A 23639-nucleotide genomic window follows, 5' to 3' on the forward strand; every position below is an offset into this window, starting at 1 on the left:
GCCGAGACTTCGTCGAAGGTACTCCGCGGTATCAACGCATGTACCGCCGAATGGTGTAGGGCAATATTCGTCGATATTCAAAATGCCATTATGGTTTTCTATTTAAATTACTCCAATAGGGATGTTTGAGATCTGGAGACAGCGTCTGAGCAGCCGATTCTCCGTCGCTCCACGAGGACTACTCACTTATCGCGCCCTAACAGTCCATTCGAGGCCGCAGTATCCGCCCGCCGGGTGTTTCCCGGACCGCCGATCGAGGTCAACTCGGCGTGAAGTCGTAACGCACCGCAACAGGCGTCAGCCGATGAGCCAGTCCATTCAGGACCCGGAAGTGAGCTTTCCTCACTGAGATGAACGGGGCATTCCGGCACCCCGCCACCTCAACCAGCAGGACGGCGATCATGGCCCTGAACTGCGGCGATAGCGCCAAGCGAAGCTATGGACGAAGTTCCGGCAGCATGACGCCCGAGACCGGTGAAAGGCTTTGCACCTTCCCTGTCGACATGCCGATGCCCGCAGATTCTACGATCACACGAACAGCCGTACGCCGGTAACCGGCATTCCACTACTCCTGTACTCCCAGTCAGCAACGCTCTCCGCATTAATCGGGAGTAGATCGGTGTCGAATCAAAATAACTTGACAGACCCTCATATTTAGCCTCACATTTCTATGGTGAACAAGTGGAGGCGATCATGCGTGACGTTGATGACATTGACGCTCACGGAGACCCTCCCACTCACCACGGAAGGCAATCTCGGTCAAAAACGGCGAAGTTCGCGCGATTCGATTGCGCAGCGTTCGGCCCACATCACGCCAAGTCGCCGACCGGCGATCGCCAGTTCCCGTCGGGTCGATCACCACGAACTCGCGGATCCGCGAATAAACTGGATCTTGAGACGCTATTCACCTGCCGCCACCGCCGATCCCGTAAGTGCCCGTCCTCACGTGCCGACGGAACACCGCAATCCGAACGGCCGCCCCAATACCGGAACAAATGCGTGTCGATAACCATTTCCGCAGATCAGGCGGTTATTCTTGCCGAGTTGGCAACGATTCGTCCACGTCAGCGCGACAACCGAACACCGGCGTCCTGGTACATGTCCGGCCTTCTCCCAGCACGCCGACCGGGCCGGCGCCTCGTCCGAACCTGTTGCGGTCGGCCATCCCTGCGGGGCGGTCGTGGACCGCGGTGATGGCCGAAGCGCAGGATCTTGGGCAGACCGGTGGAGCCCTCGCCGTTGTCGCGTTCGGCGGCGACGAACATCCCGTCGGCGTCGGGGTCGCCGTGACCACCCACCCGGACACCTCGACCGCGGTGCCGGTTTTGACGAGTTCGATCCCGTCGTGAACAGCGCGGCAGCTCGGGCTAGGAGGCGGCTTCCAGCGGCACGTCGCCGCCGCGCCAGGTCGCCGCCAGTTCCTCGAGCGGCACGTCGAGCGCCTCGCTGAGGCAGACGATCGTGCCGAATCCGGGAGACGGCAGTCGACCGGTCTCGATCTTGCGCAGGGTTTCGGGCGAGATGCCCGCCGCGTGGGCGACGTCCGCCAGGTCGCGTCCCGCTCGCGCGCGGCGCAGCAGGGCGCCGAGACGGCTGCCGGCTTCGATCTGCTCGGACGTGAGCGGTTGGCGGACCATGCCCCCAGGATAGAGTTGGTATTACTATACCGACAAGTGCTACGGTTCGGTATTACTATACCAACACTGCGTGACGCGAGGTATTCGTGATTGAGCTGAAGACGCCTGCGGAGATCGACCGCATGCACGTGACCGGGCGCTTCGTCGCCGAGGTCCTCTCCGAGGTCGGCCGACTCGCCGATGTGGGCGTCAACCTGATGGACCTGGAGCACCACGTGCGCGGCATGATCGAACGCCGCGGGGCGGAGTCGTGCTACTGGGACTACGCGCCGTCCTTCGGCAAGGGCCCGTTCCGCAACGTGATCTGCCTGTCGGTCAACGACGCCGTCCTGCACGGCCTCCCCCACGACTACGTGCTGCGCGACGGGGACGTGCTCAGCGCGGACATCGCGGTCAGCATCGACGGCTGGGCGGCCGACTCGGCGCGCACGGTCGTCGTCGGGACCGCCGCCGAGGAGGACCTGCGGATCATCCGCGCCACCGAGGAGGCCCTGGAGGCCGCGATCGGGGCGGCGCGCCCCGGCAACCGCCTGGGTGACATCTCCGCGGCGATCTGGGCGGTGGTCAGCGAGTACGGCTACCTGGTCAACGAGGAGTTCGGCGGCCACGGCATCGGGCGCACGATGCACGAAGCCCCCCACGTGTCCAACAAGGGCAGGCCGAAGCGCGGGCTGAAGCTCCGGCCGGGACTGACCCTCGCGCTCGAACCCTGGCTGGCGCGCACCACCGACCGGATCGTCTACGACGACGACGGCTGGACCATCCGGTCGGCCGACGGCTCGCGCACCGCCCATTCCGAGCACACGATCGCCATCACCGAGGACGCCGCGCTGGTCCTCACCCGGCGTGAATCCGAGAACCCGGCAGCGCGGGCCGATGCCGCCGCCCAGCCGTCGGCGAAGGACGCCTGAGCCATCCCGTCCGGCTGATCGAACGGTGGCGGCCCGCTCCCCCGGCCGCCACCGGCCGCGTCCGGCGACGTGGTGACCGGACAGGAACCCGGTCAGCGCCCTCCGAGCATCGACCGCAGCAGTCCCACGTCGACGACGTCCTTGTCGCGCCACGGACGTCCGCCGCGCAGGTGGGGGAACTGCTCCTTCATCGTCAGCATCCCGGCCGCGCTCATCGCCCGCACCGGCAGTCCCGCGAGGTCGACCGGCTCGCCGGGGAACGAGCCCGCCGGGAACACCCAGTCGTCGAACCGGCCACGAGGGGCGAACGTCCCGTCGGCCCGCGCGTCGAAGTAGGCCGTGCTGAAGCGGACGCCGTCCCGGTCGTACTCCGCCGATTCCTCCGGTGGCCGCGTGTCCAGCAGGACCGCTCCCGTGCCCACCACCAGCGGCAGCACGTCGTGGGCGGTCGCGCGGTCGACCCAGAACTCGACGTCCCCGTGATCGCGGGTGACGCGCCCGATCCGGGCGTCGAGGCCCCAGCCCCCGAACAGCCACGCGCGCTGCCCGCCGCGGGCCAGCGCGGTGGTGAACTCGCGGATCAGCTCGAACTGCGCGCGCGTCCCGTCGTTCACCCCCGCTCCCCCGCCGCAGGGTGGTCGACACCGACGACGACGTCGCCGAAGGCTGCGGCGAGGGCTTTCGCGACCAGGGCGGGCAGTTCGGTCCGGCCGTCGTCCTCGGCCCAGCGCATCAGGGCCGGGTGCCGCTCGCTCATGTGGTGGACGCTACCTCGGGGGTTGTTCCCACCAGACTGGTGGGAACTGACAACCGGGCCGTCCGACCACCACTTCGCGGTCGACGTGCAAGCGATGTGGTGGCGTTCCTCGGTCCACGCGCCTGATCGCGGGCTGTCGACGGCCGGGAACCCCTGCGGCGAAACCGGATCACCGTCCCGCCGGGTCCGGCCTAGCGCTCCAGCGGGATCGCGATCGCGCCGCGGTAGGCCGCGTCCTCGGCCTCGTCGAGCATGGCGGCGGCCACGGTCGCCCGGCTCACGCGCGAGGGGAAGAAGCGCTTCGGCGCGTCGGCGAGGCCGACCGTGCGCCGGGTCGGGCTGAGCGGCCCGTCCGACAGCGGTCCCGCGTGGAACACCGTCCCCCCGGCGGCCAGGACGGCCGCGTCGGCGGCGACCTTGTCGGAAAGCTTGTCCCCCATCATCTTCAGCAGCGTGCGGGTGGCGGCGCCCGCCGCCCGGGCGGACGGGCCAGTGCCGAACGCGCCGAGCCAGATGGCGCGGTGCGGTTGCGCCGCGACGACGGCCAGGGCTCCGGCGGTGAGCGCGCCCGGCTTGTCGCCGCTCGCGATGCCGAGGCCGGAGAGCACGATCTTCGCGCCCTCCAGGGCGGCTTCGACGGATCGTCGGTCGCGGACGTCGGCGGCCACCCGGATCAGCCGGGGCGAGTCCGCGACGGTGATGTTGCCGGGGGTGCGCGCGATCGCGGTGACCACGTGGCCGCGCTCCAGGGCCTGGCGGGTCAGTTCGAGTCCGGTCGCGCCGGAGGCCGCGAGGATGGTGAGTTCCACTTCAGCGCACGTCCCTGTTCTCCAGCAGTGCCAGCAGTTCCTTGTGCACGCCGGGAGCCCCGGCGAGGATGTCGGTGTGTCCGGGGCGCCACGGCTCCCCGTCGAGGTCGGTCACCACGCCGCCCGCCTCGGTGACGAGCAGGACGCCCGCGGCCACGCCGACCAGGTCGCACTCGTACTGCCAGTAGGCGTCGACGTGGCCCGCGGCGACGTCGAGCTGCGGGAACGTGCTGGGCACCGTGGAGCGGACGAGGAGGACCTGGTCGAGCAGGGTCGCCACGGCGTCGCCGAAGCGGTGGTTCAGGGTGCGGGGCTGGGTCGTGGTGACGATGGCCGCGTCGAGGTCCGTCTTCGCCGACGCGGTGAGCGGCTTGCCGTTGACGAAGGCGCCTCCGCCGCGCAGCGCGGTCCACGTGCGGTCGCCGACCGGCTGGTGCACGACCGCCAGCACCGGCACGCCGTCCTCGATCAGGGTGACCGTCACCGCCCACTGGTCCATGCCGTGCACGTGGTTGACGCCGCCCTCGATCGGGTCGACGGCCCACCACTCGCCCGGCGGGAGTGCCGCCGTCTCCTGCTCGTCGCCGATCCAGCGCGCCTCGGGCCGGATCCCGGCGAGGGCGGGTTCCAGGATGCCGGTGACGAGGTCGTCGAGGCGTCGGCCGATCTCGCCCATCTCCGCCTTGTTCGCGGGGCGGGCCGTGTCGGTGTACTCGTCGAGCAGTGCCGCGCCCGCTCGGACGACCGCGGCCCTGACCTGTTCGAGCAGCTCTTCCATCGTGGTCCTCCCCTTCAGCGCGCGGGGCGCAGGATGTCGAGCGCGGCGGCGTGCAGGCCCGGCGCGGCGGCCAGGTAGCCGTCGCTGGCGACCTGCCACGGCTTGCCGTCGAGGTCGGTGACGGTCGCGCCCGCTTCCCGCGCGATCAGCACGGGCGCGATGTGCGAGCGCAGGTTGTCGAACTGCCAGTGCAGGTCCATGCGGCCCGCGGCGACCTGGACGAGCTGGTGGCTCACCGGCACCGACACCCGGACGTAGAGGGCGGTCCCCGTCATCGCCGCGATGGCGTCGGCGGCCCTCCGCACGTCGGCCGGGTCGTGGTTGGGCTTGGCCTGCCCGGTGCCCGCAAGCGCCACGGACAGGTCGGTCTTCCCGGAGACGCGCACGGGGACGCCGTTGAGCCGCGCGCCCTCGCCCGCCACCGCGGTGAACATCTCGCCGGTCGTCGGCGTGTGCAGGACGGCGAGGACGGGCCTGCCGTCGCGCACCAGGCTGACGCCGATGTTCCAGTCCCCCATGCCGTACACGGCGTGGAGGTTGCCGCCGACCGGGTCGACGACCCACCAGTCGCCGTCGGGCATCGGGCCGGAGCCGTGCTCGTCGGTGTTCCAGCCGGAACCGGGCAGCGCGGCGGTCAGGGCGGGCCGGAGCACGTCGACGACGGCGTCGTCGTTGATCTTCAACGCGGCCATCAGGGCCTCGGTGGTCAGGGGTCGGGTGCCGATGGCGCGCAGCCGCTTCCCGGCTTCCTGCACGGAGGCGGTCACCACGTCGAGCAGTTCGTTGGTCATGGGACAACCTTCGAGCCTCGGGGCGATTAAGTCCAATGCACTCTTGCTAAGGTAGGATTTACTCCCATGCAATTGGATTTGAACCTGCTCACGGTCCTCGACGCGCTCCTGGAAGAGGGCAGCGTGCTCGGCGCCGCCGACCGGCTGCGGCTCTCCTCCCCCGCCGTCAGCCGCTCGCTGGGGCGCATCCGGCGGCTGACCGGCGACGACATCCTGGTGCGCACCGGCCGCACCATGACCCCGACGCCCTACGCGCTGGCCGTCCGCGAGCAGGTCGGCGAACTCGTGCGGCAGGCCCGGAGCGTGCTCGTGCCCGACCGGGACCTCGACCTGGCCGACCTCGACCGCACCTTCACGCTGCAGTGCCACGACGCACTCACGACCTCGCTGGCGCCGCCGCTGCTGAGCGCCATCGCGGAACTCGCCCCCGGTGTGCGCCTGCGCTTCCTGGCCGAGCCCGCCACCGACACCGACGACCTGCGCCACGGCCGCGTCGACCTGGCGATCGGCTCCTCCACACCCGAGTTGCCCGAGTTCCGCTCCGAGACCCTCGGCCACGACCGGGTCGTCGCGATCCTGCGCCGCGACCACCCGTGCGCGGGCGGACTCGACCTGGCCTCCTACGCCGCCCAGCCGCACATCCTGGTCTCCCGCCGCGGCCGCCTCACCGACCCGGTCGACGACATGCTCGCGGCGCACGGCCTCAGCCGCCGGGTCCTCGCCTCGGTCAGCACCGCCGCGAGCGCCATGCTCATCATCAGCCGCAGCGACGCCGTCCTGACCGCGCCGGAAGCCTCCTGGCGTCCCCTCATCGCCACGTTCGGCCTGACGACCACGGCCCTGCCGCTCCCCGTGCCGTCACCGCCGATGATCTGCAGTTGGCACCAGCGCTACGACACCGACGTCGCCCACGCCTGGCTGCGCGCCCTGGTCCGCACGACCCTGGCCCCGGCCATCCCCACCTGACGCGACGCCGGGGTTCTGTCGAGGGGTTCATGTAGGGATTCCCCGGCTGTGCGGGCGTTCCGCCGTCCGTAGCGTCGCCATCGGACGTGCACCCGTTCGCGCCCTTTCCGCGACTCCGAGGAGACCACCATGCCAACGCGAGACCTGCAAGTCACCGCAGGCACGGACGACGCCCGCAACGCGGCGGGCAACGGCGCGTTCAACGCGACGGTCACGACGCAGCACCTCGGGCTGAACGCCGGGGTTGACTACTGGGCGGGCCTGCGCTTCGTGAACGTGGCCGTGCCGCAGGGGGCCGTGATCCGGAGCGCCTCCCTGGACCTGTACTCCTCCGGTGTCGCCGCGGGCACTTCGGCGCCGGTGGTCTTCCACGGCGAGAAGTCCGCCAACCCGGCCACCTTCTCGAACACGACCGCGGGCAAACCCGAGGGCAGGGCCAGGACCACCGCCGCCGTCACCAAGACCTTCGACCCAGCGCGGTGGAATCCCGAGATCGGCTTCGGCATCGACGTCGTCGACGTCACCCCGCTGGTGCAGGAGATCGTGAACCAGCCCGCCTTCGCCAGCGGCAACGCCATCGCGCTCGTCGGGCACAACAACGGGGCCGCCGACAACAACTACATCGGCTTCAACACCCACGACTTCACCGGCAACCTCCGCGGCGCGAAGCTCACCATCACCTACGGCTCGACGACGCCACCGCCCACCGGAGTCGGAGCCGTCCAGGACGGTGGCACCATCGCCGTGTCGTGGACCGACGGTTCCACCACCGAGACGGGCTACGAGGTCGGCCGCCGACGGGGCGACGGCGGCTGGCACCTCAGGGCGACCCTCCCCGCGGGCGCGACGGGCTGGACCGACACCGATGTCGCCGCCGGGTACACCTACACCTACCGCGTCCGGCCGCTGCTGCCCGGCGGTCCGTCGGACTGGCTGTCCTCGAGCGCGGTCACCACGACCGGCACGAAGGCGTGGACCGCGTGGATCGAGGCGTGGCTGTTCCCCGGCCCTCCCGCCGAGGACGCCGACGAGGAGTACCGGGACGGCCGCGTGATCCACGTGCTCAAGCCCGAATACCACCGCGTGGAGGACGACGGCACCATGAGCGTGCGGTCGGAAGAGGAGTTGGGCGAGAACGGCTACAGCCCGGCCAACGCCGCCGACGTGCGCGCGCACTCCGACGAGCAGTACGACACGGTGTCCTGCGGGGACTTCGGCATGATCGCCATGCTCGACAGCCCGGCCAAGCGGGCCGCCGCGATCTCGACGCTGGTGGACTTCTGCGTCGACAGCGGCTTCACCGGCGTCTGCGTCGACTTCGAGCGCTTCGGCACCTGGACCGCCGCCGTCCACGGCGACTACAAGGCCTGGTTGCGGACCCTCGGCACCGCGCTGCACGACGAGGGCAAGAAGCTCCAGATCTGCGGGCCGCCGATCACGAACGAGGACGAGCAGAACCGCTACGAGTGGGCCTACGAGGACTTCGCCACCACGACCGAGGTCGACCGCGTGGTGATGATGCTCTACGACTACCAGTACGACGAGGGCGTCGGGCAGTCCGTGCAACCCGCCCAGTGGGCCCGCAACGGGTGCGCCTGGCTCCTCGCCCGGATCCCCGACGTCGACCGGATCGGCGTCGGCCTGCCGAACTACGGCTACCACGGCCCGATCGGCACCTACGAGATCACACCCGACACCAAGGACGCGTCGCTCACCCATCCCGGCCACACCACCGCCACCCGCAACGCCGACGGCGAGATGACCTGGACCAACGGCGACGACGACAACACCTACGTGTACCAGGACAGCGCCGGCATCAACACCAAGCGGGAACTGATCGAGGACGAGGGGATCAAGCACATCTCGGTGTGGCACCTCGGCGGCAACGACTGGTTCACCGGGCGCGCGGAGATGACCTGGCCCGACGGCGAGTAGCAGGCCGTTCACGGCAGCCGAGCCCACGAGGTCCCCGGTGGTGCGCGGACACCACCGGGGGTGGCGGCGCATGTTCCCCCGTTGTGACATCCGTGTGACATCTCGACACGACCGGGTGTCGACCATGGCGGTCCGCCTCGTCACCCGGCAAGGTGGACGTGATCACAACGCCGACTGGGTGACCGCTGCCCATGCTGACGATTTGGAATGGCACAACGATGATCCGCGTCAAACCCGTGGTGGGCGGCCAAGTCCACATCACCTTCTCCCTTCCGCTGGAATCGCTGCCTCCGGGGCACACCAGCGTCGTGGGCTGCTTCAACGGGTGGAAGCCGGGGCGACACCGGCTGGTCAAGCGCGCCAACGGCACGGCGTCCACCGCGGTGCGCGTGGACGCGGGCACGACCGTCTGCTTCCGCTACCTGAGCACCGACGCCCGGTGGTTCGACGACACCGAGGCCGACCTCCCCCGCGACCACCGGGGCCAACTGGTCCACGTCTAGAACCCTTCAACGCCAACGGTTGTCGGGGCACGGGGCGACTCGGACGGAAGTTCGACCGCGCCGTCCCCGGCACCCAAGGCGTGTTTCCCGGATCTCGTTCGACGGGAGTCGCGCCTGGCGTGGTTCTTGGCGGTGCGGGCGGAAGACCCGCGCTAGAAGGGCAGTTCCCCGTTCTCGTCCCGGAGGGTCCCCGTGGGACCGTCCGCGCCGAGGGTCGCCAGGCGCACGACGGCCTTGGCGCTCTCCTCCGGCGACCTGCCGATGCCGAAGGCGGCGGTCATGTCGGTGGCGGTGGTGCCGGGCTCCAATGCGTTGAACTTGATGCCCTGCTGGGACTTCGCGTACTGGACGGTCAGCATGGTGGCCGCCGCCTTGGACGCGGAGTAGAGCGCGAGCGGCAGGGTGAACTCCGGCCGGTCGGGGTTGTTCACCGCCCAGAACGACCCGGCGCTGCTCGAGATGGTGACCACGTTGGGGTTGGAGGACTTGCGCAGCAGGGGAAGCGCCGCCTCGGTGACGCGCACGATCCCCACCGCGTTGGTGTCGAATACCCTCAGAGCCGTGGGGCCGTCGAGGGCTTCGCTCCCGAGGACACCCGCGTTGTGCACCAGGACGTCGAGCTTCCCCTCGTCGGAGTCGATCGTCTCCAACGCGCTGCCCACCGACGCGTCGTCGGTCACGTCGAGCCGCACGAACCGCGCGCCGAGCGACGCCGCGGCCTTCCCACCCCGCTCGGGGTCGCGGGCTCCGATGTAGACGACGTGCCCCAGTTCCAGGAGTTGTTTGGCTGTCTCGAAACCGATGCCCTTGTTGGCCCCGGTGATCAGTGTGACGGTCATGTCTCTCCTCGCGGGTTCGGGTGTGCGGGTCGCGGAGTTCAGGCGGTGAGCTGCCGGAGCAGTTCGCCACCGTCGTGCAGAGCGGTCATGTGCGCGAACCGGCCACCGCTCACCTGGTAGATGGCGTGTTCGACGATCTCGAACGAGTTACCGGTCGGCGCCACGCCGAGCCACTCCTCCACCGGAGTGCCGGTGTTGATCAGGCGCGCGGCCAGGCGGTCACCGTCGAAGATCAGCTCCTCGACCTCCCAGTGGAGATCCGGGACCGCGGCCACGTCCGCCTTCTGGACCGCGATGAGGTCGTCGCGGGTGGCGGGCTCGCCGTTCAACGTGGTCCGGTCGTTGATGAACCCGTCCATCCGATCGAACCCGTGGGCGTTGAGTTCCGCGATGTAGCGCAGGTAGAACTCGCGCAAGTCGTTGTCTGACATCGGAAGACCCTTCTTCGCGGCAACCTCGTCGAATTGTGCATCGATCGATGCAGAACTCGACCGTAGCACGTTCTGCATCGATCACTACAGAAGTGGGACGGGCCTTCGCGCGGGTTCAGCGGGCGCGGTCGGTCGTCAGGTCAGCGGCCAGCCGCGCAGCGCGGCGTCGGCCATGTCCTGGAGTTCATCGCGGTCGACACCGCTCGCGGCGTGCACGGCCATGCCGAACGTCAACGTGGTGACGTAGCGGGCGAGCAGCGCCGGATCGGCCTCCGCGGGGAGGTCGCCGTCGTCGAGGGCCCGCTGGAACCGGTCCCGAATGGTGGAGTAACCGTTGTCGCGCCAGGCGATGAGGGCATCGCGGACCTCGCGCCCGGCGTCGCTGGTGACCAGTGCGCCCTGCACGCCCATGCACCCGTTGGGCCGCGCCGGACGTGTCGTGGTCCGGATGGTGCCCGCCAGGACGGCGGTCGCGACGCCGAGGGCGGTCGGCTCCTCCAGGGCTCGGGCCAGGTAGGCGCTGGGACCTTCGGTGTAGCGCTCCAAAGCCTTGCGGAACAACTCTTCCTTGTTCCCGAAGGTCGCGTACATGCTGGTGGTGGAGATGCCCATCGCCTCGGTCAGACCGGTCAGACTGGCCCCTTCGTACCCGTGCTCCCAGAAGACCAGCATGGCGCGCTCAAGGGCTTCGTCCACGTCGAATCCCCGCGGCCTGCCGGTCGGGCGGCGCTGTCCGGTCTTCACCCCCGCAGTCTAGCCCTTTCGCAGCGATCGTTGCGGAACTCGTCGGAGTGGTTCGGGCGTCCACCCCGAAGATAGGGTCGAAGGGTTGTCCGAGCCCAGGAGGACCGCCGTGATCAAGGCCTTCGACGATCTGTCCACGCCGCTGGTGGCCGACGCCTGCGTCCGGCTCGACATCCCGTTGCGCGTCGCACCACCCGGCATCGCCGCGGTCACGCCCGGCATGCGGGTCGCGGGACGCGTGCTGCCCGCACGCCACCACGGCAGCGTCGACGTGTTCCTCGAGGCCTACGGCTCGGCCCAGGACGGCGACGTGCTGGTGGTCGACAACGGCGGCAGGTCCGACGAGGCCTGCGTCGGCGACCTCACCGTGCTGGAGGCCAAAGCCTCCTCGGTGGCGGGACTGGTGGTCTGGGGCCTGCACCGGGACACCCCGGAACTGGTCGCGATCGGGTTTCCGGTGTTCAGCTACGGCAGCTTCCCCGCAGGCCCGACCCGCCTCGACGCGCAGGAACCGGAGGCGCTGACCCGCGCCGAGTTCGGGCCGCACACCACGACCGGCGCCGACATCGTCTTCGGCGACCAGGACGGCGTGCTGTTCGTCGCCGCCGACCGCGTCGGGGAAGTACTGGACACCGCGCACCGGATCCGGCGGATCGAACGCGCCCAGGCCGACCGGATCAGGTCGGGCGACACGCTCCGGAAGCAGACCGGCTTCGACGACTACCTGGCCCGCCGTGCCAGCGACCCGGCCTACAGCTTCCGCCGCCACCTCCGCCGGGTCGGCGGCGCCGTCGAGGAATGACGGGAGCCGGCCCGCCGCCGCCGTTCGAAGGGGCCGATAATCCGTCGCCCGTCCCGTGCGGTCGATCTAGGGTCGTCGGAATGGATCTTTCCCCTCTCGCCGTGCCCCACACGCTCGTCAACCTGAAGCCGATGCTGCCCGCTCCCCCGGCTCGCGTCCTCGAAGTGGGTTGCGGTCGCGGCGCACTGGCCGCTGCCTTGGCAGGCCTGGGCTACCGGGTCACCGGCGTGGACCGCGACGCCGGAATGGTCGCCGCGGCCGGGGAACGCGGCGTGCCGGTCATCCACGCCGATGTCCACGACATCTCCGGCGAGTACGACGTCGTGCTGTTCACGCGTTCCCTGCACCACGCCGAGGACTTGGACGGCGTCCTGGCCCACGCGGCCACGTTGCTGGCTCCCGGTGGGCGGATCGTCATCGAGGAGTTCGCCTGGGAACGGGTGGACCGCGACGGCGCGCACTTCCTGCACGACAACCGCGCGGTGCTGGTCGCCGCCGGCCTGCTCGACGCCGAACTCCCCGCGGGCGACCTGCTCGACGCCTGGGTCGGCGGTCACGACTTCCTCCACCGGGGTTCCGCCATGCTCGCCGCACTGGGCCGCGCGGGCTCCGACCTGACCACGGTGCCCACGAGCGTCCTGTGGCGTCTGGTCGACGGGCGCGGCGGTTCGTGGATCGAGCCCGCCGACCGCGCCGCCACCGCCGTCAACGCCATCCGCGACGCCGAGGAACGCCGCATCGCCGCGGGCATGCTTCCGCAGGTCGGTCTGCTCGCTTCCGTCCGCCGCTGACCCACGACGCGGTGGATCACACCGCGGCGGCCGCCAGACCCACCGGGAACCGCACACCGGTGAGGTCTTCCGAGACGGCCCAGAGGCGTTGCTGCACGGTCACGTCGTAGGACTCGGGGCTGGAGGTGACCAGCCTCGGGTGGCCGCGCTGCTCACCCAGGCCGTCGGGGCCGTAGTACTGGCCGCCCAGGACGGACGGGTCGGTCGCGGCCCGCAGGGTGGGCAGCGCGCCCGCCGTCGCGGGCTGGGTGAGCACCGGGGCGAGCCAGGTGACCGGTCGGCGGACGACCGCCGGGACGTTGCGGGCCAGTTCGGTGTTGGAGACGCCGGGATGCGCGGCCACGGCGGCGGTGGTGGTGCCGTGCGCGGCGAGCCTGCGCTGCAACTCGTAGGTGAACATCAGGTTGGCGAGCTTCGACTGCCCGTAGGCGGCGGCCCGGCCGTAGGAGCGCTCCCATTGCAGGTCGTCGAAGTGGATGGCGGCGCGGATGCGGTGGCCCGCGCTGCTGACCGTGACCACCCGTGAGCCGGGCACGGGCAGCAGCAGGTCGAGCAGCAGTCCGGTGAGCGCGAAGTGGCCGAGGTGGTTGGTGCCGAACTGCATCTCGAAGCCGTCGCGGGTGGTCTGCTTCGGCGTGTACATCACGCCCGCGTTGTTGATCAGCAGGTCGATCCGCGGGTGGGTGGCGCGCAGGCTCGCCGCGGCGGCGCGCACCGATTCCAACGAGGTCAGGTCGAGTTCCTCCACGGAGACGTCGCCGTCCATCCGGGCGGCGGCCAGCCTGCCCTTCTCCGGGTCGCGCACGGCCAGCACGACCGACGCCCCGCTCTCGGCGAGCCGCCGGGCGGTCTCGAAACCGAGTCCGGTGTTGGCGCCGGTGACCACGGCCACCCGGCCGTCCTGGCGCGGGATCTGCTGCTCGGTCCACTTCATGTCGGGCTCTCCAATGTACCGTCGGTAACTTACTTTTCGAACAGTAATGTACCGCCGGTACACTGTCAAGGGACCGCCGGTACCCAAGCTAGGGTTGGCGTCATGACGTTCCAGCGGGCGCGCAGCGAGGAGCAGCGCGAGGTCCGGCGCCGGGCGATCCTGGAGACGACCTCCGCGATGCTCGACGAGATGCCGGTGGCCGAGGTGACCCTGAACGAGCTGAGCAGGCGGGTCGGCCTGGCCAAGACGGCGGTGCTGCGCTACTTCGAGTCCCGCGAGGCGGTGCTGCTCGACCTGATGGACGACCGGACGGCCACCTGGCTGACCGAACTGGAGCAGGAACTGGCCCGCGGCGTCGATTCCGACCGGCCCGCGGTGGAACGGGCGGAGCAGGCGGCCGACGTGCTCAGCCGGTCGCTCGCCAGCCGGACGGTGCTCTGCGACCTCTTCGGCGCGCAGGCCGGGGTGCTCGAGCGCAACGTCTCGGTCGAGGTGATCCGCAGGCACAAGCGGGCCTCACTGGGCAACCTCGCGGTCATGGTGGACCTCGTCCGGCGACACCTGCCCGAGGCCGGCGACCACGCCGAGCTGTTCTGCCTGAGCATCCTGCTCATGGCCGGCGCGTTGTCCGCGTACACCACGCCACCACCGAGCCTGCTCGCCGTCTACGAGTCCGAACCGGCGCTCGCGGTCCACCACGTCGACCTGCGGACCGCCCTGCGGACCGGGATCATCACGTCGCTCGTGGGCATGCTTCCCCGCTCCTGAGTAGACATCCCGGTCGACGCCCCGCCGTCACCGCAGCTGCGCGGGCTCCTCTTCCGGGAGGAGGCCGACAAGTTCCTTCGTGTCGTTCCACAGGGTGAGCGCGCGCTGCTCGTCGTAGGAGACCGTCGAGGACCGCGTCTTCGACAACTTCCCTTCCCTGGCTTGGAAATACCCACCGGACGCCGTCGCGTACCGCGCGTCGACCGCGAGTTCCGCCAGCGAAGCGCCGGAGAACTCGACCGTCGACGTGACGACGCCGATGCGCTTGGACACCCTGGTCATCAACGAGGTGTTCGAGAACCACCGCACCGCTTTCGGCATGTCGCGCAGGAATCCCGTGCCGGGCGTCGCGCCGGGGTCGAACGCGATCGACGTGATGGCGCTGCCCGCGCGGTCGAGCCGCCGCGCGAGTTCGTAGGAGTACATGACGGTGCACAGCTTGGACGTGGAGTAGCGCTTGCCCGCGGACAACGGCTTCGCCCCGTCCTTCCCGTCGTTCGCCAGCGCGATCGCGTTCGGCTCGACGGCAGCTCCGACCATCTTCCCGTCGGTCGTGTCGGGGTCGTGCGTACCACTCGCGGTGTAGACGACACGGCCGTCGGCGGCCATCGCCGGGAGGAGGAGTTCCACGAGGAGGAAGTGGCCGAGGCAGTTCGTCCCGAACGTCAGCTCGTACCCGTCGGGGGTGTAGCGCTCATCGCCGTCGAACCTCCCACCGGCGTTGCAGATGACCGACCGCAGCGGCTCCACGTCGCCGCGCTCGACCATGGCCCTGCAACTGGCGGCGGCGGCGCGCACCGACGCGAGGGAGGAGGTGTCGAGTTCGACCGTGTGCACCTCGACACCGTGCGCCGCCCGCAGTTCGGTGGCGACCGACCGCATCCGCTCCGGACTCCGGCCCGCGAGGACGATGGTGAACCCCTGCGCGGCGAGCCTGCGCGAGGATTCGAGTCCGATGCCGGAATGACCGCCGGTGATGAGGATGGTCGCCATGTCTGCTCCTTGGTTGACGCCGTCACCCGCACCGCGGTGGTGGAACAGGTCGATGTCGACGGACAGGACCAGCTTCGGCCGTCACGCCGGGGGCAACCAGGACCAGCCTGTCCCTGGATGGGCGGAACCCGCTTCGGCACGGGGACGCGTCACAGGGTCGCCCGGAAGTCCTGCGCCCCGATCACCCGCAGCAGGTCGAGCTTCTCGCGCGCGTCGGTGCCCTCGGTCGGGAAGAACGCCAGAACCCTGGTGTCCTCCTCGGGCGAGAGCAGGATCTCGCAGTTCAGGTGCAGAAGACCGACCTCGGGGTGCAGGAACCTCTTCCGGTCGAACCGGTGCACGGCGACCTCGTGGCGTTCCCACAGGCCGCGGAACTCCTCGCTGCGCTCCAGCAGACCGTGGACCAGTCCGGTCACATCGGCGTCACCCGCGCGCCGCGAGTACGTCGCCCGCAGGTCGGTGACGTGCGCGAGGGAATGGCGCGGCCAGTCCTCCTCGGGGAAGCGGGCGCGCAGACCCGGCTCGGTGAACCACTTCCACGCGATGGTGCGGACGCGGCCCGCGCGCTGTTCGGCCGGCCCCAGGGCGACGTCGGCGATGGCGTTCTGCCACAGCACCTCGCCCAGGTCGGTCAGGACGCACGCCGGGACGTCGTCGAGCCGGTCCAGCAGGCGCATCACCCCCGGCCGGACGTACCCGCCCGAGCGGCGTGCCGGGGGCGAGAACCCGGCCAGGTGGTAGAGGTGGTCGCGCTCGTCGAGGTCGCAGCGCAGCGCGCGGGCCAGCGACGCCACGATGGCCTCCGACGGGTTCGCCCCGCGGCACTGCTCGAGGCGGGCGTAGTAGTCGGTGGAGATGCTGGCCAGCCGCGCCACCTCGTCGCGCCGCAACCCCGGTGTGCGACGCCGCACACCCTCGGGAAGGCCGATGTCGGCGGGTCGGAGCAGTTCCCTGCGGCGACGGAGGAAATCCGCGAGTCCAGGCCGGTCGATCACCTCCCCAGTACACACCCGCGGCGCGGTGGCCTGCCAGGGACGGGGTGTCCCCGGATCCGGTCGCCGGTCAGGGCCGGAGCCTGCGGTCGAACCAGGCGCGGGTCCGGCGCAGGACGTCGAGCTGGTGATCGCGTTCCCGGATCGAGTGCCCTTCCCTCGGGTAGACCACGAACTCGTGCTCGACGCCGAAGTGGCGCAGCGCCCGGTGGAGGTACACGGCCTGGCCGAGGGGCACGTTGGTGTCCTCGGCGCCGTGCAGGATCAGCACCGGGGTGTCGACACGACTCGCGAAGGAGATCGGGCTGACCGCGTCGTGGGGGTGCGGGCCGATACCGGACCAGCCGGTGCTGCCGCCGAGCGCGGCCTCGAACCGCCCGTTCTCCCCGGTCGCGGCGAGCATGCCCCAGTCGACGACACCCGCGCCCACCAGCGCGGCCCGGAACCTGCCGGTCCGACCGACGGCCCAGGCGGACATGAACCCGCCGTGGCTCCAACCCGCGATGCCCAGCCGGTCGGGGTCGGCGACGCCCTCGGCGACGAGCAGGTCGATGCCCGTCAGGATGTCGGTCCACTCCTCCCGACCGACCCTGCCCGCGACGCGGGCGGCGAACTCGTGGCCGTGCCCCTGGCCGCCGCGCGGGTTGGGCAGGAACACCGCGTAGCCCGCGGCCGCCAGCCACTGCGCGCTGGGGAACCAGAACAGCTACAAACGATCGGCGTAGCGGTCGTACGGACCTCCGTGCACGCTCGTGACCAGGGGGAACGGGCCGTCAGACGCGGTTTTCCCGACCGGCAGCACGAGCAGGCCGTCCAGCTCGAGGCCGTCAGCGGCGCGGTAGGCCAGCGGTCGTTGGGTCCCCAGGGCGATGCCGCCCAGTTCCGGGCGGGTGTCCGTGATCTTCCGCAACGGCCCGGCGGGCGGCCCGACGTGGACGTTCGAGGGTTCGTAGCGGGTGCCGACCAGTGCCGCGACCACCCCGCCGGTCGGCGTGGTGGTGAGGCCGTCGAGGCTGCCCGCGTGCTGCGACAGGGTCGCCAGGCCGGTCGGGTCGAGCCGGGTCAGGGTCGTGTCCAGGCCGTTGGCGAACACGACCAGCGGGGCGGCGTCGGTCTGGCGCAGCTCGGTGGGGCACATCGGGAGACCGGAGGTCCGGTTGCGCAGGACGCGGCTCCCCAGCGCCAGGTCGAACACGGCGGTGCCCGCTTGCAGGACCGGCGGGGTGAGCGCGACGCAGCCGAGGTGCCAGCCGTCCTCCTCCGACCACCAGGCCAACGACCGCGCTTCGGCCGCGACCGGCCCGAGGTCCTCCGCGGTGCCGGTCACGAGGTCGAACAGGTGCAACCGGCAGGTGCGCGGGCCGTAGTCGCTGTCGGCCTCCGCCTGGGTCAACACGGCGAGCGGACCGCCGTCGGGACGTTGCCGCAGTTCCACGACATGCCGGTCACCGAAGACCTCCGGCGTGGTCACCCGGCCGGTGCGCAGGTCGAGCAGGCGCAACCGCGCACGCGGTTCGTGCCCGCCGACGACGATCGCGTCGTCCCGCTCCCGTGCGCGGCGCGCGTCCTGCTCGGTGGGTTCGTCGACGGCGAGCAGGGCGACCAGGTCGGGGTCGGCCAGCGGCAGGTGGTCGACGATGCCGGCGCGCCAGCTGGTCAACGCGGTCACCACGCCGTCGGCGAGGGTGAGCCGGTGCAGCTGCGGCGTGCCGCGGTCAGCGTGATCCGACAGGAAGAACAGCGTGCCCGAGTCCGCCGACCACCCCGGCCGGGACTCCGCCGCGGTCTCGGCGGTCACCCGGCGGGACGCGGCGGTGTCGGTGGTGTCGGTGTCGACGAGCCGCAGTTCGGTGTCGAGGTGGTCACCGGTCCGGCTGGTGGGGGCGAGGACGTAGGCGAGCAGACGCCCGCTCGGGGCGAGCACCGGATTCTGCGGGACTCGACCATCCACCACCAGCTCGGCGGTCAGACCTGTCATGCGGCCAGTCTGTCGGATCAGTGCCCGGTGCGGTGCTTCCGCACCAGGGCCACCCCCACGGCGATGAACCCAGCCAGGAACGGGTCCACGATTCCGCGTTCGACGAGACCGATGACGGGGCTCGTTCCGAGCGCGAGGATGACGCCGTAGGCCACCAGTGAAGCGAAGCCGACCACCCCTGCCATCACCAGTGCCCTCCCCAACCCTCGGGACAGCCCAAGGGATTCGCGCGTCCTGCCGATGAGGATGGCGAGCACGTTGCCGCTGATGAACCCCACGGCGGCACCGAGCCCGTGGTAGTCGGGTGCGCCGTTGACCGTGGTCTCGGCGGACCCCGGGAAGAGGCCCAGGAGGACGCCGCCGGTCGCCAGCAGGGTGGCCAGGACGATCACGACCACGCGTCGTCCGCGCGGCAGTCCCCGCAGCAGGACGACGCCGGCCAGGGTGACGAGTCCGAAGAGGACGAAGCCGGTGTTCATCACCCAGGCGAGCGGCGAGTACATGAACTGCCCGACCGCGGTCGTGGGGCCGTGGACGCCGAGGTTGCTGATGAAGTGGTAGGTGTAGCTGTAGGGAGGGTCGGTCCACGCCGCGGCGGCGATGAACTCGGCGGTGAAGTAGACGCCTCCACCGGCTGCGAGCAGCGCCCCCGCCTTGCGGTTGCGCGGAACCCGGAGTGGTTGGCGGACAACGGTTTCGAGCTTGATGTCGGTCACGGTTCCCTCGTGTGGTTCGAAGTGCGGAGTCAGCTGAACAGCGACAGGTCCACCGAGTCGGCCAGTGCCTGGTAGCCCGCGTCGTTGCCGTGCAGGTGGTCGCCCGCGTGGAAGTCGTCCCGGATCCGGTCCGGGTGGTCGGGGTCGTGCCAGACGGCGTCGAAGTCCAGTACCGCGTCGAAGGCGCCGCTGGTGCGGATCCACTCGTTGAGCGCCAGACGCGCGGTCTCGCCATCCGGCGTGTAGAGGTCCGAACCGCCGAAGGGCGCGGCGGTGGTGCCGTGGACCTTCACGCCGTGTTCGCGCGCACGGGCGATCAGCTGCCGGTGGCCTGCGATGACGTCGTCGGTCGTCACGGGCGCGCCGGGGAACATCTTCAGGAAGTCGGCCATGGGGCCGTCGTCACGCGGGGCGGCGGAGATGATGAGGTCGTTGCCGCCCACGGCCAGCACCAGGTGGCCGAGGCCCGGTGTCGCCAGGACGTCGCGGTCGAAACGGGCGAGGGCGGCGGTGCCGATGCCGTCGTTGAGCATGCGGTTGCCGCTGATGCCCTGGTTGGAGACGTAGCCCCCGGCGCCCTGCTCGACGAGTCGCCGGGCGAGCAGTTCCGGCCAGCTGTGGTTGGTGTCCGGGGTGGAGCCCGCGCCGTCGACGCGGGAGTCGCCGAGCACGACGACGGCCTTGGCCGGGGTGTCCGGGAGCAGGTCGACGGCGGAGATGAGGGCTCGCACCGGCAGGTCCACCGCGTTGGCCGGGAGGGTGGGTGCGGCGACGGCGTTGCCGGGGATGGTCCAGCCGGTGTCCAGGGAGGGGTCGTGGCAGGTGCAGGTCTCCACGCGGCCGGGCAGGTGGAGGCTGATGGTCAGCCTGGTGAGGGCGGGCACGGGCAGGTCGACCGGGTCGCTGAGGATCGGCGCGCCCGCCGGGACGGTGACCGTCGGCGCGCCGGAGAAGGTCAGTGCGCGTTCGCTGCCGGGCTGGACGCCGCCACCGGGGGCCGTGAGGCCCACCCGTGCCGCGCCGATGGTGAAGGGCGCGGTGCCGAACTCGTTGGTGAAGCGGACGCGCACCCGGCGTCCGCCGCCGCCGACGCGCACGACCTGGCGCAGGGTCACGTCGGCGAGGGGCGGGTGGTCGTCGAGCGAGCCGAGCCCGTCGTGGGCCGCCTGGGGTGAGGCGCTCCAGCTCCGGACCCAGGTGTTCGTGTCGGTCATCAGGTGCTCCCTCGGTCGGTGGTGGTGCGAAGACTGGGGCGGGCCTCTGACACCGGCCGAACACGGCGCTGACACGGCCGACCTGATTTGGGGTCGTGCGTGTGAGCGCGGGAAGATCGGGGGATGGACGGGGGCGCACGGCTTCGGGTCACGCTGCTCGGCGCGTTCCACGCGGCGCGCGGTGACGCCGTGCTGCCCGTTCCGGGCGCGCGGTTGCAGGGCCTGCTCGTGCGGTTGGCCCTGGCCGGTGGGCACCCGGTGGAACCGGGCGTGCTGGTCGACGCGATCTGGGCCGAGGACCCGCCGTCCGGCCCCTCCCCCGCCCTGCAGACCCTCGTCTCCCGGTTGCGCCGCGCTCTCGGCTCGGCGGACGACGTCGTGCAGGCCGTGGGCGGGTACCGGCTGGCGGTGGACGTGGCCGACGTGGACGCGCTGCGCTTCGAACGGCTCGCCGCCGCCGGGCGGGAGGCGCTGCGGGCGGGTGACCTGGAAGCCGCAGGCGCCGCGCTCGCGGAAGCCGTGTCGTTGTGGGGCGACCGTCCCGGCGCCGAACCCGCGGTGGTCGCCGCGGTCGCGCCCGCGGTCGCCACCCGGTTGGCGGGACTGTCGGTCGAGGCGGTCGTCGACCTCGCCGACGTCGAGCTGTCGTCGGGGCGGGCCGAGGTCGCCGCCACGCGGCTGACCGGGTTGCTGGCCGAGCGGACGACGCACGAGCGGGCGGCCGCGCTGCTGGTGGACGCGCTCGCCGCCCTGGGACGCCAGGCCGAGGCGCTGGCCGTGTACGAGCGGGTCCGCGAGGCCTTGGCCGACACCCTCGGCACCGACCCCGGCACCGCGTTGCGGGAACGCCACATGGATCTGCTGCGCGCCGAGCGGCCCGCCCCCGTCGGCAAGCCGAGCGCGCTGCCCTCGCCGTTGACGAGTTTCGTCGGCCGCGACGACGACCTGGCCCGGATCGCCGCGCTGCTCGCCGCCGGACGCCTGGTCACCGTGCTCGGTCCCGGCGGCGCGGGCAAGACCCGCCTGGCCGTGGAAGCCGCCCGCCGCCACGGGGCCCTCGCCCGGATGATCGACCTCGCCTCCGTCACCGAACCCGCCAAGGTCGGCGCGGCCGTGCTCGCCGGGATCGGACCGCGCGGTGTCACCGTGTTCGACGCCAGGACGCGGATCGAGGGCGACGAGCTGGACACCCTCATCGGGGAACTCGGCGGCCGGGAGAGCCTGCTGCTGGTCGACAACTGCGAGCACCTGGTCGACGCCGTGGCCCACCTGCTCGCGGCGCTGCTCCCCCGCTGCCCCGGCCTGCGCGTGCTCGCCACCAGCCGCGAACCCCTCGCGATCGACGGCGAGGTGCTGCTGCCGCTGGGCCCGCTCCCGCTGCCCGGCCCGGACGACAGCGTGGACCAGGCCCGCCGGACGGCGTCGGTGCGCCTGTTCACCGAACGGGCCGCCGCCGTGCGCCCCGGCTTCGCCGTGGACGGGACCACGCTGTCCGACGTCGTGCGCGTGGTGCGCGGCCTGGACGGGATGCCGCTGGCACTGGAACTGGCCGCCGCGCGGTTGCGGACCCTGTCGCTCCCCGAGGTCGCCGACGGCCTCTCCGACCGGTTCCGGCTCCTGGCCACCGGCAGCCGCTCCGCCCCGGCCCGGCACCGCACGCTGCGCGCGGTGATCGCCTGGAGCTGGGACATGCTGGGCGAGCACGAACGCGTGGTCGCCGAACGGATCGCCGTCCTGCCCGGCGGCGTCACACCCGCCTCGGCCGCCGCGGTCTGCGCCGGCACCACCGTGCCGGTCGACGGGATCGCGGAACTGCTGGCGGGCCTGGTCGACCGGTCGCTGCTGCAACTCGCGCCCGACCCCGGCCGCTACCGGATGCTGGAGACGATCCGCGAGTACGGCACGGCACAGCTGGGCGACCCCGGCGGGACCCGCGACCTGGCGGCCGCCCACTTCGCCGATCTGATGGCCCGCAACGACCCCCGGCTGCGCGGGCCAGACCAGCTGATCGCCATGCAGGTCATCGGCGCCGAGTACGACAACACCATCGCGGCCCTGCGCCACCTGTGCGCCGTCCGCGACTCCCCCGGCGCGATGAGCCTCGCCCTGGCGCTGACCTGGTACTGGCAGATGTTCGGCCGCCACTCCGACGGCGCCTACTGGCTGGGCGAGGCGCTGGCGGTGCCCGGTGGCGGGCCGACGCCCGAACGCGACTGCGCCCGAGCCGTCGACCTGCTCAACCGGGCGGACTTCCTGTCCGGGATCACCGGTGAGGAGGCCGCTGACGACCGGGTGGAGATGCGCGAGCTGGCCGACCGGCTGGTGGCGCACGCGGAGCTGTCGAGCCACCACCGCGTGTTCGGCCCGATCCTGCTCTTCCTGGAGGACGAGAAGGCGGCGCTCGCGGTCTTCGGGCGCCTGGCCGACGGCGAGGACGTGTGGCTGGCCGGGCTGGCCCACATGTTCCTGGCCGAGATCGCCGAGAACGCGGGCGCGCTCGACCGGATGCGGGTCCACGTGAAGACCGCCCTGGCCCGCTTCCGGCAGGTCGGCGACCGCTGGGGCCAGGCCGCCACGCTGCCGAGGCGCGCCCAGCTGCGCCGGTACGACGACCTGGACGGCGCGCTGGCCGACCTGCGCGAGGCCCGGAGGCTGGCGGGCGAGTTCGGCTCGCCCAGCCTCGGCGACCAGCTCTACAGCGACCTGCTCTGGATCGACGTGCACGTGCGGCGCGGCGACACCGACCAGGCGATGGCGCTGATCGACGCGGCCCGTGAGCGGGCGCTGCACGCGTCCTCGGCGGAGATGCTGGTCCTGGTCGACGCGCGGGAAGCAGGCTTCCGGGTGCGGCTGGGCGACCTGGACCGGGCGGGTGACCTGCTCGACGACGCCGAACGCGGTCTGCGCGGTGGCACCGCGTTCCCCGCGGGGCACGTCCGGACCCTGATCGGCAGCGCACGGGCCGCGCTCTGCCTGGCACGGGGCGACCTGCCCGGCGCGGACAAGGCGCAGCGGGAGGCGTACGCGGCCGCGCTGGCGACCAGGGAGCTGCCGATCGTGTCGCTGGTGGCGGTGGACGCGGCCGCGCTCGCCGAGGCGCGTGGCCGCCCGCACGAGTCGGCCGTGCTGCTCGGCGCCGCCGCCCGGCTGCGGGGCGCGCACGACCGCACCGACCCGCAGGTCCGCGGCCTCACCCTCCGGGGGCGGGCCGCGCTGGGCGGGGACGGGTTCGCCGCGGCGTACGCGGAGGGCTGGGAGCTGGACGGGGCCGCCGCCGTGGCGGCGGCCGACCCGGCCTCGGGGAACGGGGCCGGGTCAGCCGCCGGGGCACGAACGCGCTGAGCGGTTCA

General features: G+C 71.5%; 25 protein-coding genes. 9 read left to right on the plus strand and 16 right to left on the minus strand.

The genetic code is table 11. The features are described from left to right. Nucleotides 1-1193 precede the first annotated feature (1193 nt). Complete coding sequence (locus RM788_RS01615) at nt 1194-1349, plus strand: hypothetical protein (protein WP_315929644.1); 156 nt, start codon at nt 1194-1196, stop codon at nt 1347-1349. Between the two features lie 18 nt (nt 1350-1367). On the opposite strand, the gene RM788_RS01620 is transcribed toward RM788_RS01615, so the two are convergent. After that, nucleotides 1368-1637, minus strand: coding sequence for a helix-turn-helix domain-containing protein (locus RM788_RS01620; RefSeq protein ID WP_315929645.1), 270 nt, complete (start codon nt 1635-1637; stop codon nt 1368-1370). Between the two features lie 86 nt (nt 1638-1723). Between RM788_RS01620 and map the strand changes: the two genes are divergently transcribed. Beyond that, nucleotides 1724-2548 carry a type I methionyl aminopeptidase gene (gene map / locus RM788_RS01625; protein ID WP_315929646.1) on the plus strand — a complete coding sequence of 275 codons (825 nt, stop codon included), beginning with the start codon at nt 1724-1726 and terminating at the stop codon, nt 2546-2548. A 92-nt stretch (nt 2549-2640) separates the two neighbouring features. Here map and RM788_RS01630 read toward each other — a convergent pair whose 3' ends face one another. From RM788_RS01630 to RM788_RS01650, 5 genes are all read right to left on the minus strand, one after another. Then, nucleotides 2641-3162, minus strand: coding sequence for a nucleotidyltransferase domain-containing protein (locus RM788_RS01630; RefSeq protein ID WP_315929647.1), 522 nt, complete (start codon nt 3160-3162; stop codon nt 2641-2643). Next, the gene (locus tag RM788_RS01635; RefSeq protein WP_315929648.1) at nt 3159-3305 is read right to left on the minus strand and encodes a hypothetical protein; all 147 of its coding nucleotides are present in this window, start codon (nt 3303-3305) and stop codon (nt 3159-3161) included. Before RM788_RS01635 ends, RM788_RS01630 begins: the two co-directional genes overlap by 4 nt. 191 nt (nt 3306-3496) lie before the next feature. Then, nucleotides 3497-4114: an NAD(P)-dependent oxidoreductase gene (locus tag RM788_RS01640; protein ID WP_315929649.1), complete on the minus strand. Its 618-nt coding sequence runs from the start codon at nt 4112-4114 to the stop codon at nt 3497-3499. A gap of 1 nt (nt 4115) precedes the next feature. Beyond that, the gene (locus tag RM788_RS01645; protein ID WP_315929650.1) at nt 4116-4892 is read right to left on the minus strand and encodes an inositol monophosphatase family protein; all 777 of its coding nucleotides are present in this window, start codon (nt 4890-4892) and stop codon (nt 4116-4118) included. A 14-nt stretch (nt 4893-4906) separates the two neighbouring features. Continuing rightward, the gene (locus RM788_RS01650) at nt 4907-5683 is read right to left on the minus strand and encodes an inositol monophosphatase family protein (protein WP_315929651.1); all 777 of its coding nucleotides are present in this window, start codon (nt 5681-5683) and stop codon (nt 4907-4909) included. 66 nt (nt 5684-5749) lie between these two features. Between RM788_RS01650 and RM788_RS01655 the strand changes: the two genes are divergently transcribed. The 3 genes from RM788_RS01655 to RM788_RS01665 all read left to right on the plus strand — a co-directional run bounded on the left by RM788_RS01655 (nt 5750) and on the right by RM788_RS01665 (nt 9087). Then, on the plus strand, nt 5750-6649 hold the full coding sequence (locus tag RM788_RS01655; protein WP_315929652.1) for a LysR family transcriptional regulator: 900 nt from the start codon (nt 5750-5752) through the stop codon (nt 6647-6649). 129 nt (nt 6650-6778) lie between these two features. After that, on the plus strand, nt 6779-8584 hold the full coding sequence (locus RM788_RS01660) for a glycosyl hydrolase family 18 protein (protein ID WP_315929653.1): 1806 nt from the start codon (nt 6779-6781) through the stop codon (nt 8582-8584). Nucleotides 8585-8802: 218 nt separating this feature from the next. Beyond that, entirely contained in the window at nt 8803-9087 is a 285-nt protein-coding gene (locus RM788_RS01665) for an early set domain-containing protein (protein ID WP_315929654.1), read from the plus strand. A 152-nt stretch (nt 9088-9239) separates the two neighbouring features. Here RM788_RS01665 and RM788_RS01670 read toward each other — a convergent pair whose 3' ends face one another. From RM788_RS01670 to RM788_RS01680, 3 genes are all read right to left on the minus strand, one after another. After that, nucleotides 9240-9926 carry an SDR family NAD(P)-dependent oxidoreductase gene (locus RM788_RS01670; protein WP_315929655.1) on the minus strand — a complete coding sequence of 229 codons (687 nt, stop codon included), beginning with the start codon at nt 9924-9926 and terminating at the stop codon, nt 9240-9242. A gap of 38 nt (nt 9927-9964) precedes the next feature. Then, nucleotides 9965-10357 (minus strand): ester cyclase, encoded by a 393-nt coding sequence (locus tag RM788_RS01675; protein WP_315929656.1) that lies wholly within the window; start codon nt 10355-10357, stop codon nt 9965-9967. A 135-nt stretch (nt 10358-10492) separates the two neighbouring features. Beyond that, nucleotides 10493-11101, minus strand: coding sequence for a TetR/AcrR family transcriptional regulator (locus RM788_RS01680; protein WP_315929657.1), 609 nt, complete (start codon nt 11099-11101; stop codon nt 10493-10495). A gap of 109 nt (nt 11102-11210) precedes the next feature. On the opposite strand from RM788_RS01680, the gene RM788_RS01685 reads away from it, so the two are divergent. After that, a complete protein-coding gene (locus RM788_RS01685; protein ID WP_315929658.1) occupies nt 11211-11903 on the plus strand; it encodes an RraA family protein in 693 nt (230 codons plus the stop codon). A gap of 80 nt (nt 11904-11983) precedes the next feature. Continuing rightward, nucleotides 11984-12694, plus strand: a complete 711-nt coding sequence (locus RM788_RS01690) for a class I SAM-dependent methyltransferase (RefSeq protein ID WP_315929659.1) — start codon at nt 11984-11986, stop codon at nt 12692-12694. Between the two features lie 16 nt (nt 12695-12710). Here RM788_RS01690 and RM788_RS01695 read toward each other — a convergent pair whose 3' ends face one another. Beyond that, nucleotides 12711-13628 (minus strand): SDR family NAD(P)-dependent oxidoreductase, encoded by a 918-nt coding sequence (locus tag RM788_RS01695; protein WP_315929660.1) that lies wholly within the window; start codon nt 13626-13628, stop codon nt 12711-12713. A 102-nt stretch (nt 13629-13730) separates the two neighbouring features. Between RM788_RS01695 and RM788_RS01700 the strand changes: the two genes are divergently transcribed. After that, complete coding sequence (locus RM788_RS01700; RefSeq protein WP_315929661.1) at nt 13731-14396, plus strand: TetR/AcrR family transcriptional regulator; 666 nt, start codon at nt 13731-13733, stop codon at nt 14394-14396. A 27-nt stretch (nt 14397-14423) separates the two neighbouring features. On the opposite strand, the gene RM788_RS01705 is transcribed toward RM788_RS01700, so the two are convergent. The 6 genes from RM788_RS01705 to RM788_RS01730 all read right to left on the minus strand — a co-directional run bounded on the left by RM788_RS01705 (nt 14424) and on the right by RM788_RS01730 (nt 20289). After that, the gene (locus tag RM788_RS01705) at nt 14424-15389 is read right to left on the minus strand and encodes an SDR family NAD(P)-dependent oxidoreductase (RefSeq protein ID WP_315929662.1); all 966 of its coding nucleotides are present in this window, start codon (nt 15387-15389) and stop codon (nt 14424-14426) included. A gap of 149 nt (nt 15390-15538) precedes the next feature. After that, entirely contained in the window at nt 15539-16384 is an 846-nt protein-coding gene (locus tag RM788_RS01710) for a helix-turn-helix transcriptional regulator (protein WP_315929663.1), read from the minus strand. Nucleotides 16385-16451: 67 nt separating this feature from the next. Then, the gene (locus RM788_RS01715; protein WP_315934959.1) at nt 16452-17087 is read right to left on the minus strand and encodes an alpha/beta hydrolase family protein; all 636 of its coding nucleotides are present in this window, start codon (nt 17085-17087) and stop codon (nt 16452-16454) included. Next, nucleotides 17088-18359, minus strand: a complete 1272-nt coding sequence (locus tag RM788_RS01720) for a S9 family peptidase (RefSeq protein ID WP_315929664.1) — start codon at nt 18357-18359, stop codon at nt 17088-17090. It lies immediately after the preceding gene. Between the two features lie 17 nt (nt 18360-18376). Then, nucleotides 18377-19075 (minus strand): DUF998 domain-containing protein, encoded by a 699-nt coding sequence (locus tag RM788_RS01725; RefSeq protein WP_315929665.1) that lies wholly within the window; start codon nt 19073-19075, stop codon nt 18377-18379. Between the two features lie 29 nt (nt 19076-19104). Continuing rightward, entirely contained in the window at nt 19105-20289 is a 1185-nt protein-coding gene (locus RM788_RS01730) for an SGNH/GDSL hydrolase family protein (RefSeq protein ID WP_315929666.1), read from the minus strand. A 123-nt stretch (nt 20290-20412) separates the two neighbouring features. Between RM788_RS01730 and RM788_RS01735 the strand changes: the two genes are divergently transcribed. Further along, a complete protein-coding gene (locus RM788_RS01735; protein ID WP_315929667.1) occupies nt 20413-23631 on the plus strand; it encodes an AfsR/SARP family transcriptional regulator in 3219 nt (1072 codons plus the stop codon). Nucleotides 23632-23639 lie beyond the last annotated feature (8 nt).

This window comes from Umezawaea sp. Da 62-37, from assembly GCF_032460545.1.
Lineage (GTDB): Bacteria > Actinomycetota > Actinomycetes > Mycobacteriales > Pseudonocardiaceae > Umezawaea.

Excerpts from the sequence above, each read along its gene's own strand:
- RM788_RS01615 (WP_315929644.1), top strand. The coding sequence starts at position 1,194 with ATGGCCGAAGCGCAGGATCTTGGGCAGACCGGTGGAGCCCTCGCCGTT.
- RM788_RS01620 (WP_315929645.1), bottom strand. The coding sequence starts at position 1,637 with ATGGTCCGCCAACCGCTCACGTCCGAGCAGATCGAAGCCGGCAGCCGT.
- RM788_RS01635 (WP_315929648.1), bottom strand. The coding sequence starts at position 3,305 with ATGAGCGAGCGGCACCCGGCCCTGATGCGCTGGGCCGAGGACGACGGC.
- RM788_RS01645 (WP_315929650.1), bottom strand. The coding sequence starts at position 4,892 with ATGGAAGAGCTGCTCGAACAGGTCAGGGCCGCGGTCGTCCGAGCGGGC.
- RM788_RS01650 (WP_315929651.1), bottom strand. The coding sequence starts at position 5,683 with ATGACCAACGAACTGCTCGACGTGGTGACCGCCTCCGTGCAGGAAGCC.
- RM788_RS01655 (WP_315929652.1), top strand. The coding sequence starts at position 5,750 with ATGCAATTGGATTTGAACCTGCTCACGGTCCTCGACGCGCTCCTGGAA.
- RM788_RS01660 (WP_315929653.1), top strand. The coding sequence starts at position 6,779 with ATGCCAACGCGAGACCTGCAAGTCACCGCAGGCACGGACGACGCCCGC.
- RM788_RS01665 (WP_315929654.1), top strand. The coding sequence starts at position 8,803 with ATGATCCGCGTCAAACCCGTGGTGGGCGGCCAAGTCCACATCACCTTC.
- RM788_RS01670 (WP_315929655.1), bottom strand. The coding sequence starts at position 9,926 with ATGACCGTCACACTGATCACCGGGGCCAACAAGGGCATCGGTTTCGAG.
- RM788_RS01675 (WP_315929656.1), bottom strand. The coding sequence starts at position 10,357 with ATGTCAGACAACGACTTGCGCGAGTTCTACCTGCGCTACATCGCGGAA.
- RM788_RS01690 (WP_315929659.1), top strand. The coding sequence starts at position 11,984 with ATGGATCTTTCCCCTCTCGCCGTGCCCCACACGCTCGTCAACCTGAAG.
- RM788_RS01695 (WP_315929660.1), bottom strand. The coding sequence starts at position 13,628 with ATGAAGTGGACCGAGCAGCAGATCCCGCGCCAGGACGGCCGGGTGGCC.
- RM788_RS01700 (WP_315929661.1), top strand. The coding sequence starts at position 13,731 with ATGACGTTCCAGCGGGCGCGCAGCGAGGAGCAGCGCGAGGTCCGGCGC.
- RM788_RS01705 (WP_315929662.1), bottom strand. The coding sequence starts at position 15,389 with ATGGCGACCATCCTCATCACCGGCGGTCATTCCGGCATCGGACTCGAA.
- RM788_RS01720 (WP_315929664.1), bottom strand. The coding sequence starts at position 18,359 with ATGACAGGTCTGACCGCCGAGCTGGTGGTGGATGGTCGAGTCCCGCAG.
- RM788_RS01730 (WP_315929666.1), bottom strand. The coding sequence starts at position 20,289 with ATGACCGACACGAACACCTGGGTCCGGAGCTGGAGCGCCTCACCCCAG.
- RM788_RS01735 (WP_315929667.1), top strand. The coding sequence starts at position 20,413 with ATGGACGGGGGCGCACGGCTTCGGGTCACGCTGCTCGGCGCGTTCCAC.